The organism is Priestia megaterium, from assembly GCF_023824195.1.
GTDB lineage: Bacteria > Bacillota > Bacilli > Bacillales > Bacillaceae_H > Priestia > Priestia megaterium_D.
Genome location: NZ_CP085442.1, coordinates 4,775,010 through 4,792,500, shown reverse-complemented (window position 1 = coordinate 4,792,500; position 17,491 = coordinate 4,775,010). Strand labels below are relative to the sequence as shown.

Annotated in this window: 9 protein-coding genes, 20 tRNA genes and 2 rRNA genes (1 of these 31 running past the window's edge); 29 read left to right on the top strand and 2 right to left on the bottom strand. The window is 41.1% G+C overall.

The window, feature by feature from the left end; all coding sequences use genetic code 11:
* The 27 genes from LIS78_RS24900 to LIS78_RS24770 all read left to right on the top strand — a co-directional run.
* Positions 1-1,982: ribosomal RNA gene (locus LIS78_RS24900) — 23S ribosomal RNA — on the top strand; it begins 953 nt to the left of the window's first position.
* Between the two features lie 109 nt (positions 1,983-2,091).
* Positions 2,092-2,207, top strand: a 5S ribosomal RNA gene (gene rrf / locus LIS78_RS24895).
* Between the two features lie 9 nt (positions 2,208-2,216).
* Positions 2,217-2,292: transfer RNA gene (locus LIS78_RS24890), tRNA-Val, on the top strand.
* A 26-nt stretch (positions 2,293-2,318) separates the two neighbouring features.
* Positions 2,319-2,394 (top strand) — tRNA-Thr (locus LIS78_RS24885).
* Between the two features lie 8 nt (positions 2,395-2,402).
* Positions 2,403-2,478 (top strand) — tRNA-Lys (locus tag LIS78_RS24880).
* Between the two features lie 13 nt (positions 2,479-2,491).
* Positions 2,492-2,573 (top strand) — tRNA-Leu (locus LIS78_RS24875).
* A 23-nt stretch (positions 2,574-2,596) separates the two neighbouring features.
* Positions 2,597-2,671: transfer RNA gene (locus tag LIS78_RS24870), tRNA-Gly, on the top strand.
* A gap of 14 nt (positions 2,672-2,685) precedes the next feature.
* A tRNA-Leu gene (locus LIS78_RS24865) sits at positions 2,686-2,774 on the top strand.
* 9 nt (positions 2,775-2,783) lie between these two features.
* Positions 2,784-2,860, top strand: a tRNA-Arg gene (locus LIS78_RS24860).
* 4 nt (positions 2,861-2,864) lie between these two features.
* Positions 2,865-2,941: transfer RNA gene (locus tag LIS78_RS24855), tRNA-Pro, on the top strand.
* A 5-nt stretch (positions 2,942-2,946) separates the two neighbouring features.
* A tRNA-Ala gene (locus LIS78_RS24850) sits at positions 2,947-3,019 on the top strand.
* Positions 3,020-3,052: 33 nt separating this feature from the next.
* Positions 3,053-3,129: transfer RNA gene (locus tag LIS78_RS24845), tRNA-Met, on the top strand.
* Between the two features lie 27 nt (positions 3,130-3,156).
* Positions 3,157-3,249: transfer RNA gene (locus LIS78_RS24840), tRNA-Ser, on the top strand.
* Positions 3,250-3,274: 25 nt separating this feature from the next.
* Positions 3,275-3,351, top strand: a tRNA-Met gene (locus LIS78_RS24835).
* Between the two features lie 4 nt (positions 3,352-3,355).
* Positions 3,356-3,431: transfer RNA gene (locus tag LIS78_RS24830), tRNA-Asp, on the top strand.
* 8 nt (positions 3,432-3,439) lie between these two features.
* Positions 3,440-3,515, top strand: a tRNA-Phe gene (locus tag LIS78_RS24825).
* 10 nt (positions 3,516-3,525) lie between these two features.
* A tRNA-His gene (locus LIS78_RS24820) sits at positions 3,526-3,601 on the top strand.
* An 11-nt stretch (positions 3,602-3,612) separates the two neighbouring features.
* Positions 3,613-3,686: transfer RNA gene (locus tag LIS78_RS24815), tRNA-Gly, on the top strand.
* Between the two features lie 6 nt (positions 3,687-3,692).
* Positions 3,693-3,769, top strand: a tRNA-Ile gene (locus LIS78_RS24810).
* A 3-nt stretch (positions 3,770-3,772) separates the two neighbouring features.
* Positions 3,773-3,847, top strand: a tRNA-Asn gene (locus LIS78_RS24805).
* Positions 3,848-3,850: 3 nt separating this feature from the next.
* Positions 3,851-3,941: transfer RNA gene (locus LIS78_RS24800), tRNA-Ser, on the top strand.
* 20 nt (positions 3,942-3,961) lie between these two features.
* Positions 3,962-4,033: transfer RNA gene (locus LIS78_RS24795), tRNA-Glu, on the top strand.
* Between the two features lie 293 nt (positions 4,034-4,326).
* Positions 4,327-6,288, top strand: coding sequence for a 1,4-alpha-glucan branching enzyme (gene glgB / locus LIS78_RS24790; protein WP_195781687.1), 1,962 nt, complete (start codon positions 4,327-4,329; stop codon positions 6,286-6,288).
* Positions 6,239-7,390 (top strand): glucose-1-phosphate adenylyltransferase, encoded by a 1,152-nt coding sequence (locus LIS78_RS24785; RefSeq protein WP_016765788.1) that lies wholly within the window; start codon positions 6,239-6,241, stop codon positions 7,388-7,390. Before glgB ends, LIS78_RS24785 begins: the two co-directional genes overlap by 50 nt.
* A 22-nt stretch (positions 7,391-7,412) precedes the next feature.
* Positions 7,413-8,438, top strand: a complete 1,026-nt coding sequence (locus LIS78_RS24780; protein ID WP_025750736.1) for a glucose-1-phosphate adenylyltransferase family protein — start codon at positions 7,413-7,415, stop codon at positions 8,436-8,438.
* Positions 8,435-9,865 carry a glycogen synthase GlgA gene (gene glgA / locus LIS78_RS24775; RefSeq protein WP_252284480.1) on the top strand — a complete coding sequence of 477 codons (1,431 nt, stop codon included), beginning with the start codon at positions 8,435-8,437 and terminating at the stop codon, positions 9,863-9,865. The genes LIS78_RS24780 and glgA overlap by 4 nt, the downstream gene beginning before the upstream one ends.
* A 13-nt stretch (positions 9,866-9,878) precedes the next feature.
* Complete coding sequence (locus LIS78_RS24770; protein ID WP_252284479.1) at positions 9,879-12,290, top strand: glycogen/starch/alpha-glucan phosphorylase; 2,412 nt, start codon at positions 9,879-9,881, stop codon at positions 12,288-12,290.
* A 38-nt stretch (positions 12,291-12,328) separates the two neighbouring features.
* Here the strand turns inward: LIS78_RS24770 and LIS78_RS24765 are convergent, their stop codons facing one another.
* Both LIS78_RS24765 and LIS78_RS24760 read right to left on the bottom strand, forming a co-directional pair.
* Positions 12,329-13,126: a TIGR00266 family protein gene (locus LIS78_RS24765; RefSeq protein WP_074893799.1), complete on the bottom strand. Its 798-nt coding sequence runs from the start codon at positions 13,124-13,126 to the stop codon at positions 12,329-12,331.
* Between the two features lie 94 nt (positions 13,127-13,220).
* Entirely contained in the window at positions 13,221-13,973 is a 753-nt protein-coding gene (locus LIS78_RS24760) for a TraR/DksA C4-type zinc finger protein (protein WP_195781690.1), read from the bottom strand.
* Positions 13,974-14,325: 352 nt separating this feature from the next.
* Between LIS78_RS24760 and LIS78_RS24755 the strand changes: the two genes are divergently transcribed.
* On the top strand, positions 14,326-15,747 hold the full coding sequence (locus LIS78_RS24755; protein ID WP_252284478.1) for an isochorismate synthase: 1,422 nt from the start codon (positions 14,326-14,328) through the stop codon (positions 15,745-15,747).
* Positions 15,734-17,488: a 2-succinyl-5-enolpyruvyl-6-hydroxy-3-cyclohexene-1-carboxylic-acid synthase gene (menD, locus tag LIS78_RS24750; RefSeq protein ID WP_252284476.1), complete on the top strand. Its 1,755-nt coding sequence runs from the start codon at positions 15,734-15,736 to the stop codon at positions 17,486-17,488. The genes LIS78_RS24755 and menD overlap by 14 nt, the downstream gene beginning before the upstream one ends.
* Positions 17,489-17,491 lie beyond the last annotated feature (3 nt).

Sequence of the window (17,491 nt, the reverse complement as noted above, 5' to 3'; positions counted from 1 at the left end):
TCAAACTCCGAATGCCAAAGACTTATCCATGGGAGTCAGACTGCGAGTGATAAGATCCGTAGTCAAAAGGGAAACAGCCCAGACCACCAGCTAAGGTCCCCAAGTATACGTTAAGTGGAAAAGGATGTGGAGTTGCTTAGACAACCAGGATGTTGGCTTAGAAGCAGCCACCATTTAAAGAGTGCGTAATAGCTCACTGGTCGAGTGACTCTGCGCCGAAAATGTACCGGGGCTAAACGTATCACCGAAGCTGTGGATTGACATCTTTGATGTCAGTGGTAGGAGAGCGTTCTAAGTGCTGTGAAGTCAGACCGTAAGGACTGGTGGAGCGCTTAGAAGTGAGAATGCCGGTATGAGTAGCGAAAGACAAGTGAGAATCTTGTCCACCGAATGCCTAAGGTTTCCTGAGGAAGGCTCGTCCGCTCAGGGTTAGTCGGGACCTAAGCCGAGGCTGAAAAGCGTAGGCGATGGCCAACAGGTTGATATTCCTGTACCACCTCCCCGCCGTTTGAGTAATGGGGGGACGCAGTAGGATAGGGTAAGCGCGCTGCTGGATATGCGCGTTCAAGCAGTTAGGCTGATGAGTAGGCAAATCCGCTCATCATAAAGGCTGAGCTGTGATGACGAGGGAATTATAGTACCGAAGTTCCTGATTCCACACTGCCAAGAAAAGCCTCTAGCGAGGCGGGAGGTGCCCGTACCGCAAACCGACACAGGTAGGCGAGGAGAGAATCCTAAGGTGATCGAGAGAACTCTCGTTAAGGAACTCGGCAAAATGACCCCGTAACTTCGGGAGAAGGGGTGCTCTGGTAGGGTGTATAGCCCGAGAGAGCCGCAGTGAATAGGCCCAGGCGACTGTTTAGCAAAACACAGGTCTCTGCGAAGCCGCAAGGCGAAGTATAGGGGCTGACGCCTGCCCGGTGCTGGAAGGTTAAGAGGAGGGGTTATCCTTTGGGAGAAGCTCTGAATCGAAGCCCCAGTAAACGGCGGCCGTAACTATAACGGTCCTAAGGTAGCGAAATTCCTTGTCGGGTAAGTTCCGACCCGCACGAAAGGCGTAACGATCTGGGCACTGTCTCAACGAGAGACTCGGTGAAATTATAGTACCTGTGAAGATGCAGGTTACCCGCGACAGGACGGAAAGACCCCGTGGAGCTTTACTGTAGCCTGATATTGAATTTTGGTACAGCTTGTACAGGATAGGTAGGAGCCTGAGAAGCCGGAGCGCTAGCTTCGGTGGAGGCGTCGGTGGGATACTACCCTGGCTGTATTGAAATTCTAACCCGCGGCCCTGATCGGGCCGGGAGACAGTGTCAGGTGGGCAGTTTGACTGGGGCGGTCGCCTCCTAAAATGTAACGGAGGCGCCCAAAGGTTCCCTCAGAATGGTTGGAAATCATTCGTAGAGTGTAAAGGCACAAGGGAGCTTGACTGCGAGACCTACAAGTCGAGCAGGGACGAAAGTCGGGCTTAGTGATCCGGTGGTTCCGCATGGAAGGGCCATCGCTCAACGGATAAAAGCTACCCCGGGGATAACAGGCTTATCTCCCCCAAGAGTCCACATCGACGGGGAGGTTTGGCACCTCGATGTCGGCTCATCGCATCCTGGGGCTGTAGTCGGTCCCAAGGGTTGGGCTGTTCGCCCATTAAAGCGGTACGCGAGCTGGGTTCAGAACGTCGTGAGACAGTTCGGTCCCTATCCGTCGTGGGCGTAGGAAATTTGAGAGGAGCTGTCCTTAGTACGAGAGGACCGGGATGGACACACCGCTGGTGTACCAGTTGTCTTGCCAAAGGCATCGCTGGGTAGCTATGTGTGGACGGGATAAGTGCTGAAAGCATCTAAGCATGAAGCCCCCCTCAAGATGAGATTTCCCATAGCGCAAGCTAGTAAGATCCCTGAAAGATGATCAGGTTGATAGGTCAGAGGTGGAAGCGTGGCGACATGTGTAGCTGACTGATACTAATCGATCGAGGACTTAACCAAACTTTTAAAAGCGTAAGCTTTACTCAGCGAACTGTTATCTAGTTTTGAAAGAATAAATCTTTCGAAAAAAGTATTGCTTTCTTTATAAAATAGTGTATAATATAATATGTCTGGTGGCGATAGCGAAGAGGTCACACCCGTTCCCATACCGAACACGGAAGTTAAGCTCTTTAGCGCCAATGGTAGTTGGGACTTTGTCCCTGTGAGAGTAGGACGTTGCCAGGCTTATATATCGGAGGATTAGCTCAGCTGGGAGAGCACCTGCCTTACAAGCAGGGGGTCGGCGGTTCGATCCCGTCATCCTCCACCATCGACTATTTAAGTCAGAGATTGCACGCCGGTGTAGCTCAATTGGTAGAGCAACTGACTTGTAATCAGTAGGTTGGGGGTTCAAGTCCTCTTGCCGGCACCATTTTTTTCGAGCCATTAGCTCAGTTGGTAGAGCATCTGACTTTTAATCAGAGGGTCGAAGGTTCGAGTCCTTCATGGCTCACCATTTATATTCACACGCGGGTGTGGCGGAATTGGCAGACGCGCTAGACTTAGGATCTAGTGTCTTACGACGTGGGGGTTCAAGTCCCTTCACCCGCATCTTTCATTAATTTCATATATGCGCGGAAGTAGTTCAGTGGTAGAACACCACCTTGCCAAGGTGGGGGTCGCGAGTTCGAACCTCGTCTTCCGCTCCACATATATAAGTCCTGCCGGGGTGGTGGAATTGGCAGACACACAGGACTTAAAATCCTGCGGTAGGTGACTACCGTGCCGGTTCAAGTCCGGCCCTCGGCACCATTTTAATAAGCGCCCGTAGCTCAATTGGATAGAGCGTTTGACTACGGATCAAAAGGTTAGGGGTTCGACTCCTCTCGGGCGCGCCATAAACGGGAAGTAGCTCAGCTTGGTAGAGCACTTGGTTTGGGACCAAGGGGTCGCAGGTTCGAATCCTGTCTTCCCGACCATTTATGGGGCCTTAGCTCAGCTGGGAGAGCGCCTGCCTTGCACGCAGGAGGTCAGCGGTTCGATCCCGCTAGGCTCCACAAATTAAACTGAATAATTGTAACGAATAATATGGCGGTGTAGCTCAGCTGGCTAGAGCGTACGGTTCATACCCGTGAGGTCGTGGGTTCGACTCCCTCCGCCGCTACCATATAAGTTACATTTGTTATAAATATACGGAGGAATACCCAAGTCCGGCTGAAGGGATCGGTCTTGAAAACCGACAGGGGTGTTAAAGCCCGCGGGGGTTCGAATCCCTCTTCCTCCGCCATTTATTTATATCATATTCATATCATCGCGGGGTGGAGCAGTTCGGTAGCTCGTCGGGCTCATAACCCGAAGGTCGCAGGTTCAAATCCTGTCCCCGCAACCAAAGTGGTCCCGTGGTGTAGCGGTTAACATGCCTGCCTGTCACGCAGGAGATCGCGGGTTCGATTCCCGTCGGGACCGCCATTTTGTTTGGCTCGGTAGCTCAGTTGGTAGAGCAAAGGACTGAAAATCCTTGTGTCGGCGGTTCGATTCCGTCCCGAGCCACCATTTTAAGACGGCGATTGTGGCGAAGTGGTTAACGCACCGGATTGTGGTTCCGGCATTCGTGGGTTCGATTCCCATCAGTCGCCCCATCTTAAGTAACGCGGGTGTAGTTTAGTGGTAAAACCTCAGCCTTCCAAGCTGATGTCGTGAGTTCGATTCTCATCACCCGCTCCAAATGAAGGGCCTATAGCTCAGCTGGTTAGAGCGCACGCCTGATAAGCGTGAGGTCGGTGGTTCGAGTCCACTTAGGCCCACCATATTCCACAGTAGCTCAGTGGTAGAGCTATCGGCTGTTAACCGATCGGTCGTAGGTTCGAGTCCTACCTGTGGAGCCATACGGAGAAGTACTCAAGTGGCTGAAGAGGCGCCCCTGCTAAGGGTGTAGGTCGTGTAAGCGGCGCGAGGGTTCAAATCCCTCCTTCTCCGCCAGTCGTTTTAAATTTAAATATGGCCCGTTGGTCAAGCGGTTAAGACACCGCCCTTTCACGGCGGTAACACGGGTTCGAATCCCGTACGGGTCATCTCAAAAAGGTTTGCATATATGCAAACCTTTTTTATTTGCGCTTTTTTAAAGATTAAGTAAACAGAAATAATAGTTAGGAATAATTACCATGAATTTTCAGAATAAAAAGTAAGTTTTAAGCAGGATTTTCCCTATATCATATGGAATTATTCATAAAGTAATAAAGTATGAAGAGTATGGGATAAAGAGTAATTTTAAAGAACATTTATTCTATTATATTTGTAGAAAAGGTTTATGTTTTTACTGTAAAAGGGAATGAGTGGTAAGAAGCGTATATTATGTGCGTATATTATGTTTGAAGTTAAAGGGGTGGCAAAAGTGAATCTAGCGGTTCAGCCTACTGAATTTGATGTTCATTTGTATCACGAAGGAAACTTATTTCGCAGTTACTCTATTTTCGGTGCGCATCAGGTAACGGTAGAAGGAATTGAAGGCGTACGATTTTGCGTGTGGGCACCTCATGCAAAGGGTGTAAGCGTTGTAGGTGATTTTAATAAATGGAACGGTTTTCAACATTCAATGGTTAAAGTTAATGAAGAAGGTATTTGGATGACATTTATCCCTGAATTAGAACAAGGGACTATTTATAAATATGAAATCATCACACAAAGCAATCAAAAAAAATTAAAAGCAGATCCATACGCTTTCTTCAGTGAAGTACGTCCAAACACTGCGTCTATTGTTTACTCATTGGATGGGTACAAATGGAACGATCAATATTGGCGTAGAAAGAAAAAACAGCAAAACATATATGAAAGACCGCTGTGTATTTACGAGCTGCATGCAGGGTCTTGGAGGACTCATGAAGATGGCAGCCTTTATACATACAGTGAATTAGCACAGGAGCTTATTCCTTATATTACTGAACAAGGTTTTACACATATTGAGTTATTACCAGTCATTGAGCATCCGCTCGACCGATCCTGGGGATATCAAGGAACTGGATACTATTCTGCTACCAGTCGATACGGCACACCTAAAGAGTTGATGAATTTTATAGATGAGTGTCATCAAAATAATATAGGAGTTCTTTTAGACTGGGTACCCGGGCATTTTTGTAAGGATGAACACGGTCTGTATATGTTCGATGGAGAACCTACTTATGAATACAAAAAAGAACCCGATCGTGAAAATTACGTTTGGGGAACAGCTAATTTCGATTTAGGAAAGCCTGAAGTACAAAGTTTTCTCATTTCGAACGCTTTGTTTTGGTTGGAGTACTTCCATATAGATGGATTTCGAGTAGATGCTGTAGCTAATATGCTTTATTGGCAAAATTCTTCTGGAAAAGCAGTGAATGATGGAGCTGTCAGCTTCTTAAAAAAATTGAATGAAGCTGTTTTTAAATCTGATGAAACGATATTAATGATGGCAGAAGATTCAACGGATTGGCCCCTTGTTACAGCACCTACGTATGAGGGCGGTTTAGGCTTTAATTATAAGTGGAACATGGGATGGATGAATGACGTTTTAACCTACATGGAAGCTGGCGTGGAAAGACGTCCCTATCTTCACGATAAAATGACCTTTTCACTAATGTATGCGTTTAACGAAAACTTTATTTTGCCGCTTTCCCATGATGAAGTCGTACATGGGAAAAAATCATTGCTTAATAAGATGCCAGGTGATTACTGGCGCAAGTTTGCACAGCTTCGACTGCTATATGGATATTTCTTTGCACACCCTGGAAAAAAGCTTTTATTTATGGGCGGAGAGTTTGGCCAATTTGATGAGTGGAAAGATTTAGAGGAGTTGGATTGGATGCTTTATGACTTTGACATGCATCGCAATCTTAACGGATATATGAAGGATCTCATCAAGATTTATAAGAGAAGCAAGTCTCTATATGAATTAGACCATAATCCAGATGGATTTGAATGGATTGATGTTAACAATCATCATCAACAAATTTTCTCCTTTATTCGTAAGTCGAAAGAAAATCAGGAGATTTTTATAGTTGTTAGCAATTTTTCTGAGCATCCATATCATTCTTACAAAGTTGGAGTTCCAGTTGAGACAGAGTACATTGAAGTTATTAACAGTGATGACGAAGTGTACGGCGGTTCAGGCATTGTAAATAAAAAGGCATTAAAATCAGTGGATGAATCGTTTCACGGTCAACCTTTTTGCATTGAAATGAATATTCCGCCGTTTGGCATTAGTATACTACGAGCAAAGAGAAAACGAGGGGAGAGAAAACAACATGTTAAAAAAGAAATGCGTAGCGATGTTATTGGCAGGAGGAAAAGGTAGTCGGCTAAGTTCACTTACAAAAAATCTAGCAAAGCCAGCTGTACCATTTGGTGGTAAGTATCGAATTATTGATTTTGCTTTAAGTAATTGTACAAATTCAGGTATTGAAACAGTAGGTGTATTAACACAATATCAACCGCTAGTTCTCAATTCATACATTGGAATTGGAAGCGCTTGGGATTTGGACCGACGGAATGGTGGCGTCACGGTATTGCCTCCATACGCGGAGTCAGATGGAGTAAAATGGTATAAAGGCACAGCTAGTGCTATTTATGAAAATTTAAACTATTTGACACAATATGATCCTGAGTACGTACTGATTCTATCAGGTGATCACATTTATAAAATGAACTATGAAAATATGCTTGATTATCATATAAACAAAGAAGCAGACGTAACGATTTCTGTTATTGAAGTACCTTGGGAAGAAGCGAGCCGTTTTGGTATTTTAAATACAAATAGTGACCTAGACGTAATGGAGTTCGATGAAAAGCCACAGCGTCCTAAAAACAATCTAGCTTCCATGGGGATTTATATTTTTAAATGGAGTATTTTAAAAGAATATTTAGAAATGGATGCACGCAATCCATATTCAAGCCATGATTTTGGTAAAGATGTTATTCCGCTTTTATTAGATGAAAAGAAAAAGCTAATTGCATACCCATTCCAAGGTTATTGGAAAGATGTGGGGACTGTAAAAAGCTTGTGGGAAGCGAATATGGATTTGTTATGTGATAAAGACGAGCTTAATTTATTTGACTCTTCATGGAAAGTATACTCTGTTAACCCTAATCAGCCTCCTCAATATATCGCGCCAAACGCCTGCGTGGTGGAGTCATTAGTAAATGAAGGGTGCGTTGTCGAAGGAAACGTAGAGCAGTCCGTGTTATTTCCAGGTGTACAAATCGGCTCAGGTTCTGAGGTTAAGAAAACGGTTGTCATGCCTACTGCAAAGATAGGTTCTAACGTATATATTGAAAACGCAATTGTTCCATCGGACATTGAAGTTCCAGACGGTACTATTATTCGACCGACCAAAGGAAGCGAAGAAGTAATTCTTGTTACTCAAGAATTGATTGAATCAGTTGCTAAATGCATTTAACGAACAGAGAGGATGAACGACATTGAATAATCAAATGCTTGGTATTATTGATGCTTGTACAAATACAACAGCGCTGCAGCCTTTAACCTTTTATAGATCGATTGCTGCCATTCCTTTTGCAGGGCGCTATCGATTAATCGATTTTACGCTTTCGAATATGGTGAACTCTGGAATTTCGAGCGTTGCCATTTTTCCTCGTGATCGCTATCGCGCATTGATGGATCATATAGGTTCAGGAAAAGAGTGGGATTTGGATCGGAAGCGAGATGGATTGTTTATCTTCCCTCCTATGACAAGTGATTTACACTTAGAAAGTCCATCACTATTCACGCAGTTCCGTTATCATATTGATTATTTCTTAAGAAGTAAGCAGGAATACGTATTAATTGCTAATAGTTATACGATATGTACAGTTGACTTTGAGCACGTGCTGCAACGTCATATTGCTTCAAATGCAGATATTACTGAAATGAAGCAGGGTGATAAATCGCTTAATATGTATATTATTAATAAATCTATTCTAGTTAATATTTTGCAAAATGAATCCCATGATTTTTATACGATTAAAGAAATGGTTCGATATATGGCACAATCTCATCGTGTAGAAAAGTATGAGCACCATGGATATACGGCTGAGATTTCTAGTTTAGATGCCTACTATAAAACAAGTATGGAAATTTTATCTCCAGATGTTTGGAAGCAGTTATTTATCAACGAACGTCCTGTTTTTACTAAAGTAAAAGATGAACCGCCTACTCGTTACGCAAAAAAAGCGGTTGTGAAAAACTCAATGATCGCAAACGGGTGCGTGATTGAAGGGCATGTGGAAAATAGTATTATCTTCCGAGGCGTTAAAATTGGAAAAGGTACGGTCGTTAAGAATAGCATTGTGATGCAAAAAGGCGTTATTTTAGAAAATAGTGTATTAGAAAATGTTGTTTTAGACAAAGATGTGAAAATAGGAAGTAATGAAACGTTGCTAGGTGAGTCAGGTCTACCTAGAGTCATTGCTAAAGGAACAACTCAAGGAGCGTTGATGAAGTCGTGAATGTATTATTTGCTGTATCAGAATGTGTACCTTTTATTAAAACAGGAGGATTAGCAGACGTAGCTGGTGCCCTGCCTAAAGAATTAAAAAAGTTAGGAACGAACGTATGTGTAGTCATGCCAAAGTACGGAACGATTCCTCAACATTATCAAGATGAAATGGTTCTTGAAAAAGTTATTCATGTGCAGGTTGGGTGGAGAAGACAGTACTGCGGAATTGAATCGTTAACGATGGATGGTGTTAAATATATTTTCATTGATAATGAATATTATTTTAAAAGAGATAGCTTATATGGGCACTACGATGACGCTGAACGATTTGCTTTTTTCAGCAGAGCTGTGCTTGAAGCTATCCCATTTTTAGAGAATGAGCCTGATATTATTCATTGTCACGACTGGCATACGGCTATGATTCCATTTTTACTTCGTGCTAATTATGATATGTATGATCATATTCAGACGGTCTTTACGATTCATAACTTGCAATTCCAAGGAATCTTCCCCAAGAGCAATTTATATGAGTTATTAAATTTAAATGATTATTATTTTACTACAAGCCAGCTCGAGTTTTATGGAAATATTAATTTTATGAAAGCTGCTCTTGTATCAGCTGATAAAATTACCACCGTAAGTCCTACATATCGAGATGAAATTCAAATGCCATATTACGGAGAAAGTTTAGATGGGTTATTGCGTCAGCGAAATCAAGATTTAATTGGGATTGTAAATGGAATCGATGAAGAAGCTTATAGCCCAGACGCAGATCAGCTTATATCTTATCCTTATTCGGTAGAAGAGATTGAAGGAAAATATAAAAATAAAAAAGAGCTCCAGCGCTATCTTGAATTAGAAGAAAATAAGGATGTTCCAATTATTTCGATGGTTACAAGGTTAACTCAGCAGAAGGGATTAGATTTAGTTAAGCACGTTTTCCATGAGACGGTTAACTTGGGAGCCCAAATTGTTATTTTAGGTACTGGAGAACACGAGTTTGAGCAGTTTTTCCATGAGATGGAAGATACGTACCCGCAACAAGTAAAAGCCATTATTGGTTTTAATGAGGAACTAGCTCATAAAGTTTATGCCGGTACGGATTTATTTTTAATGCCTTCTCGTTTTGAGCCTTGCGGACTCGGACAATTAATAGCCTTAAAATATGGAACCATTCCGGTCGTGCGTGAAACGGGCGGCCTGAATGACACGGTCAAAGCTTATAATGAATATAGCGGAGAGGGAAATGGCTTCTCTTTTAAGAATTATAATGCTCATGACATGCTTCATACGCTAGAAAGAGCTGTTTCATTTTATCACCAGAAAGGTGTATGGAAAAAATTAATGATGGATGCTATGAGTCAGGATTATAGCTGGGGGCAATCGGCATTTAAATATAATCAGTTGTATTCAAATTTGACATCTACTCCATCGTGAAAGGGTGAGCAGATTGTTCTCTGATAAAAAAAGCTTTCAAGAGGCTTTTTTAAAAAAGCTGGAAATGACATATGGAAAGAGCTTTAAAGAATCTACTGTTCAAGATCACTATCATACATTAGGAAATATGGTGCGAGAGTACATTAGCAGCGATTGGATTTCAACCAATGAAATTCATCGGTCTTCACATACAAAGCAAGTGTATTATCTTTCTATCGAATTTTTATTAGGCAGACTATTGGGTCAAAATCTGTTGAACTTAGGAATTCGGGAAGTGGTAAAAGAAGGATTAAGTGAGCTGAATATTTCACTTGAAAATATTGAGGAAATAGAAGTAGACGCAGGATTAGGAAACGGCGGATTAGGAAGGCTTGCTGCTTGTTTTTTAGATTCTCTTGCTTCACTTAATCTTCCTGGCCACGGTTATGGGATTCGCTATAAACACGGTTTGTTTGATCAAAAGATTGTAAACGGCTTTCAAATTGAGCTCCCAGAACAGTGGTTAAGGCACGGGAATTCATGGGAGGTACGCAAATTAGATCAAGCCATAGAAGTGAACTTTTGGGGCGAAGTTGAAATGGTACAGGAAGACGGAAAATTCTCTTTTCGTCATGTGAAAGGAGAACCCATCTCTGCTGTTCCTTACGACATCCCGGTTATCGGGTATAAAACAGATACAGTGAATACACTTCGCCTTTGGAATGCGGAGCCTTCATCATTTCCAGTACATAAAGATGTGATGGAGTATAAGCGTCAAACAGAGGCTGTATCAGAATTTTTATATCCGGATGATACACATGAAGATGGTAAAATATTAAGATTGAAACAGCAATATTTTCTTGTGTCAGCTAGCTTACAAAGTATTATCAGAGCACATCGAAATACCTATCAAACACTTACAAACTTTCACGAAAAAGTAGCCATTCATATTAACGATACGCATCCTGTACTTGCGATTCCTGAGCTAATGAGAATTTTACTGGATGAAGAAAAAATGGAATGGGAAGATGCATGGCATATTACGTCCAATACCATATCATACACAAATCATACGACTCTTTCTGAAGCCCTTGAGAAATGGCCGATTAATTTATTTCAACCCTTGCTTCCACGCGTGTATATGATTATTGAAGAAATTAATGAGCGTTTTTGTAAAGAATTATGGGAAGCATATCCAGGAGACTGGCAGCGGATTGAAAATATGGCTATTTTAGCGCACGGGTTAGTAAAGATGGCTCATTTAGCAATTGTGGGAAGTTATAAAGTAAACGGCGTGGCAAAGATTCATACTGATATTTTAAAAGAACGAGAAATGAAAGATTTTTATCAGTTTTATCCTGCTAAATTTAACAATAAAACGAATGGAATTACCCACCGGCGCTGGTTGTTAAAAGCTAACCCGCAGCTTTCCTCCCTTATTACCGAGGTGATAGGAGATAAATGGATTAAACAGCCGCATTCTCTTATAAAGCTCCAAGAGTATGTGGAAGATCCAAGCTTTTTACAAGGACTAAGAACAGTAAAACAACAGCGTAAAAAGCTGCTTGCGGATATTATTCAAGAGCAAACGGGAATTAAAATAGATTCTAATTCTATTTTTGATGTACAGGTTAAAAGGCTTCATGCTTATAAAAGGCAGCTTTTAAATGTGCTGCACATTATGTATTTGTACAATCGATTAAAAGAAGACCCTAATTTTCAAATCGTTCCTCGTACATTTATTTTTGGTGCGAAGGCTTCTCCCGGCTATTATTATGCAAAAAAAGTTATCAAGCTAATTAATTCTGTAGCTGATGTTGTCAATCATGATCCACAAACATCGCCGTTTTTAAAAGTCGTTTTTTTAGAAAACTATCGAGTGTCACTTGCTGAGTATATCTTTCCTGCAGCGGATGTCAGTGAACAGATTTCAACCGCCAGCAAAGAAGCTTCGGGAACGGGAAATATGAAATTCATGATGAACGGAGCGTTAACTCTTGGCACCATGGACGGAGCGAACGTCGAAATTAGCGAGGCAGTAGGAAAAGATAATGTCTTTATTTTTGGGTTAAAAGCTGAAGAAGTGTTGAGCTATCAGCAAAATGGAGGATACCGTGCCTATGATTATTACCATCATGATAAGCGGATTCGACAAGTACTCGAGCAGCTTACAAACGGCTTCCTACCTGACACATATGACTTATTCGAGCCTATATATGATTCATTATTAATGCAAAATGATGAATACTATGTACTCCGTGACTTTGACTCATACGTTACGGCCCAGCAAAAAGTAAACGAAGCTTATAGAAATGAAAATAAATGGCTTCAAATGAGTGCTACGAACATTGCACATTCCGGCTTTTTTTCTAGTGATCGAACGATTGAGGAATATGCATCTGATATTTGGGGAATTCACTCCACTAAAAATTTATTAAATCAATAAATAAAAAAGGTGTAGTCAAAGACTACACCTTTTTTATTTTATCTGTTGTCACCGTTTAAGAAATCACCTAAAGAACCAAGGATACTACCTTCACCTTTACCTCCCGTTGGTGAAACTGCACTTGATAAAACGCGATCAGCTAGTCGGCTAAAAGGAAGAGATTGAATCCAAACTGTTCCCGGTCCTGACAGAGTAGCAAAAAACATGCCTTCTCCTCCAAACAGAGCTGTTTTAATTTTCCCTACATATTCGATGTTGTAGTTTACATCACGGGTCATGGCCACTAAACATCCAGTATCCACACGAAGGCGTTCACCCGGTTGCAGCTGCCTTTTATGAATGGTGCCGCCTGCATGCAAAAATGCCAGGCCATTACCTTCTAATTTTTGCATAATAAAACCTTCACCGCCAAAGAAGCCCGTTCCTAGTTTTTTTTGAAAATCAATGCCAACGGATACGCCTTTGGCAGCGCATAAAAAGGAGCTTTTTTGACAAATGATTTTATGATCGAGCTGCTCTAAATCGACAGGAATAATCTTACCTGGAAAAGGTGAAGCGAAAGATACTTTTCGTTTGTGATATCCGTTATTTGTATATACCGTCATAAATAAACTTTCACCAGTTAATACGCGTTTCCCAGCTCCTTTTAGTTTATTAAAAAGCCCGCTGCTGATGGAGGAAGAACCGTCACCAAAAATGGTTTCCATCTCAATATCATCTTCCATCATCATCATTCCTCCAGCTTCTGCTATAACACTTTCTGAAGGATCTAATTCAATTTCAACAAACTGCATGTCATCTCCATACAATTTATAATCAATTTCATGTGCATTCATCATTTTCACCTCATTATTAATTCTAATCTCCTATTCATTCGATGTCATCTCCTATAGCTCCTACTAAAAATAGAAAAAAGAGTAGTATGAAGAACTACTCCTTTTCAGTATATGGGTCTTTCTCATAAGCCGGTAAATCTCCGAACATGGTCATCGTACCTTCTTCATCCAGTGCATTTTCGTATCGCTCATGCTCTTTTGAAGGGTAAATAGGAAGAGGCTGTCCATATAAATCGGTAGCGGCAAAGTTTTCATAATCTTCAACGTACCCGATAGCTTCATCTGCCTCAATATAGGTTTCACTATAGTTAGACGTATCTTCTATAAAATCAGAAGGAGATTCAGACGTCCCGTAACGCGCAACGTCTTGCCAAGAATCTTCTGCGTCATATCCTGTCGTTTCAGTATCATCATAGTCGTATTGACCAAATGGGTGATGGAGAACATTTTCTTCTACAGGTCTGTGCTTTGGAATATTCTGTGATGGGCTATGTTCTCTACAGTATAAAGTAGTTGGTACAGCCTGAAGTCTTTCAAACGAGATATCTGCTCCACATACTTTGCATGTCCCATACGTGCTGTGAGCGATTGCCTGAAGTGCTTCTTCTATTTCATGTAGCTCTTGTTTTGCATGTTCATTTAGTGCAAGGTCTTTTTCACGCTCGTATGTTTCCGTGGCTGTGTCACCAGGGTGGTTATCGTAGCTTGAAAGTTCTCCTACAGCATCGTGAGCGTCGCTTCGAGTTAGACCAAAATGATCATTTTGGTCAAAGTGCGATTGAATATCAGCCTGCTGCTGCTGTAAATTTTGTTTTAACTGACTGATTTCTTGTTTTGAAAGTGTCATGAAGCTCCCCCTTAAAAATTTATTGTACTTTTGTAGTATGTGTTAAAAATTCAAAAAAACACGATTCATATTAGGAGTATTTGGGGTATTCATGAAGCTAAGAGAGAAAAGGAGTGGAAAATTAAAGAAAGTTAAAGGGTATAGAAAAGGGTATGATAAAAATAACGTTCTCGAGGTCTAAGGAGTACTAAATAGATCATAAAGATTTTTGATTCATTTAATGAAAAGGCATAATTTAGACAAGCGAAATTAATTTTTTCTCATGAATCGCGATGCTAGATTTTTTTGAACTGAAAGTTTATAATAAGTTAGTTACAGACTTAAGAAAAAAAGATGAACGGGGGGACGTAGTGTGATTGCAACGACCGAACAGTTAGTACAAGAATACATTAAAGATGCGATTGAGTGTGCAAAAAATGAAAATCAGCCAAAATTGGTCAGTTTAGTGAAAAAAGTAAGACCTATTGACCCCCTTATTTTTTATGCGAACGGACATGACCAGTTTTATAAAGAACGCTTTTTTTGGAAAGATCCCAACAGTTATTATACATTTGTTGGATTAGGATATGCGCATACTATTTGCACCAATGCGGCAAAAGAACGTTATTTCCACATTGAAAATGAATGGAAGCGCTTTATAAAAGAAGACTTTTATAAAAACAACCAAATTTTCCCGGATGGGACAGGTCCTCTTTTATTTGGAGGATTTTCATTTGACCCAAATCAGTATCGAGAAAACTATTGGAGTGATTTCCCGAGTTCAAAATTTATGATTCCAACTGTGTTATATACCCAGGTAGACAAAGAAGGATACCTCACCGTTAATATGATGGTTAAAGGACAAGATTCTGTAAAAAAGCACATCAATTATTTTGAAGAGGTCCAAAAACTTGTTCTTTGTGAAGAGTACGACGGGGAATCTCATATTTCACCTTTGCTGTTGGAAAAAAAGGAAATTGGGGTAGAGAAATTTAAAGGAAATGTTGAAAGAGCTACTACTTTAATTAAGCAACAGGCTATAGAGAAAGTGGTTCTTGCTCGTCAATTAAAAGTAAAATTTAACGAAGATATTTCTACTGAATATGTGCTTCAGCGTCTGTTAAAGGAACAGCCAACTAGCTACACATATATTTTAGAGGGAGAGCATCAGCATTTTATCGGCGCTTCCCCAGAAAGACTAGTGCAAAAACAAGGAGATTATGTGTTTTCCACTTGTTTAGCGGGTTCGATTCCAAGAGGAAAGACAAGGCATGAAGATCACGAACTAGGTGAGGAATTGCTTCAAGATCCTAAGAACTTAATTGAGCACGATGTTGTTGTTCATATGATTAAAGAAGCGATGAATTCTTATTGTTATGAAGTAGAAATTCCAAGTAAGCCAAGTTTATATAAAACAAAGCATATTCAACATTTGTATACACCTGTTAAAGGGCGTATAAAGGAAGATGTAACGTTATTTTCATTTATTCAAAAGCTCCATCCAACACCAGCGCTAGGAGGATATCCTCAACAGGAGGCCTTGCCTATTATTCGACAGCTAGAATCCTTTGACCGAGGGTGGTATGCAGCTCCTTTAGGATGGATGGATATCAACGGAAACGGTGAATTTATAGTAGGAATCCGCTCCGCTGTTATTCAGCAAAAAGAAGCCGTTTTATTTGCGGGCTGTGGAATTGTAGCAGATTCTACGCCTGAAAGTGAATATGAAGAAACAAGAATTAAATTCAACCCGATGCTTTCAGCTTTAGGAGGGATTATGCGTGGAACACATTAAATCATTAACAACGTATATTGCGTCATTCGTGGATGAATTAGTAGAAGCAAATGTTGAAGAAGTAGTGGTCAGTCCAGGGTCACGTTCAACGCCTATTGCGATGCTTATGGCTGAGCACCCTGATATTCATGTGCACTTAAATATTGATGAACGTTCCGCCGGCTTTTTTGCTCTAGGAATAGCAAAAGCAAAGAAAAAACCAGTGGCGCTTGTATGTACATCTGGAACAGCTGCAGCGAATTATTATCCTGCAGTAATTGAAGCTCACTACTCACGCATTCCTTTAGTAGTTATCACAGCGGATCGGCCGCATGAGTTAAGGGATATAGGTGCCCCGCAGGCAATTAATCAGAATCATCTTTTCGGTCAATATGCGAAGTGGTTTGTAGATACAGCTTTACCAGAAGAAAGTGCAGATATGAATCGTTATATTCGAACGGTAGCTTCAAGGGCTGTTCATACAGCTCAAGCTATACCGAGCGGTCCTGTACACATTAACGTACCTTTACGTGAACCGATTGTACCAGATTTGTCTATTGAAGATTTATGGAGTCAGGGGAAACGCGGTAAATCATATGTGGCTGCTATTCATGGAGAAGCATCTCTATCTGAAAAAGGATTCGAAGAAATTGCGAAGCGCTTAGAGGGAACAACAAATGGACTTATTATATGCGGAGATCAAATGTCTTTAAAAGCAGTAGACAGCGTATGCCGTTTAGCTGACACTTTAAGCTTTCCGGTGCTCGCAGATCCGTTATCACAATTAAGAAGCGGCAAGCATTCAAAAGAAAATGTAATAGAGACATATGATACATTTTTAAAAAGTGATAAGGTTGATGAGCGTTTTCACCCGGAAGTTGTCATTCGTTTTGGCGCGATGCCGGTATCGAAACCGCTATTGCAATTTTTAAAAGCACACGAGCCGAATGAAATGTTTGTAGTTGACCAAGGTAAAGGCTGGAGAGACCCTACTTTGCGTTCAACAGTGATGATTGAAGCCGATGATACATTATTTTGTGAAGAACTGATCAAGCGTCTTTCAGCGAATCAAGAGGAGTCTACTTCATGGCTGAGTCTGTGGAAAAAGATTAATGCTCAAACCGCACAGGCTCTGAGAACATTAACTTCTGGCCAGGAATGGTTTGAAGGACAGGTAGTTCAAGAAATTGTTGATGTAGTACCTGAAGGCACAGCTTTGTTTGCTGGAAATTCAATGCCTGTTCGAGATATTGATTCTTTCTTCTTAAATACGGAAAAAGATATTCCACTCTTTGTAAATCGGGGAGCAAATGGAATTGATGGTGTGGTTTCGTCTGCTCTAGGCGTAAGCACGGCTTACGATCACACCGTTTTATTTATTGGTGACCTATCGTTTTATCACGATTTAAATGGTCTGCTGGCAGCTAAAATGCATAATTTAAACTTAACCGTTGTGCTAGTTAACAATGACGGCGGAGGAATTTTTTCATTTTTACCGCAGTCAAAACAAGAAAAGCACTTTGAATTTTTATTCGGTACGCCAACTGGATTAAATTTTGAGCATGCCACTCGTCTGTATGATGGCACATTTTCCTCAGCAAGCAGCTGGGAAGAATTTCGACATGCAATGAACCATGCTTTCACAAAAGGCGGGTTGCATGTTGTAGAGATTCGTACAACTCGTACAGAAAATGTAGAGACTCATCGCAGTTTGTGGAAACTTGTTTCCGAGGAAATAAATTTGTCAAACGGTGAGGAATAAGCA

What these genes read in the sequence shown, in the direction of transcription:
- LIS78_RS24760 (WP_195781690.1), bottom strand. Translation starts at nt 13,973, where the DNA reads ATGACACTTTCAAAACAAGAAATCAGTCAGTTAAAACAAAATTTACAG.
- glgB (WP_195781687.1), top strand. Translation starts at nt 4,327, where the DNA reads ATGTTTGAAGTTAAAGGGGTGGCAAAAGTGAATCTAGCGGTTCAGCCT.
- LIS78_RS24785 (WP_016765788.1), top strand. Translation starts at nt 6,239, where the DNA reads ATGTTAAAAAAGAAATGCGTAGCGATGTTATTGGCAGGAGGAAAAGGT.
- LIS78_RS24765 (WP_074893799.1), bottom strand. Translation starts at nt 13,126, where the DNA reads ATGAATGCACATGAAATTGATTATAAATTGTATGGAGATGACATGCAG.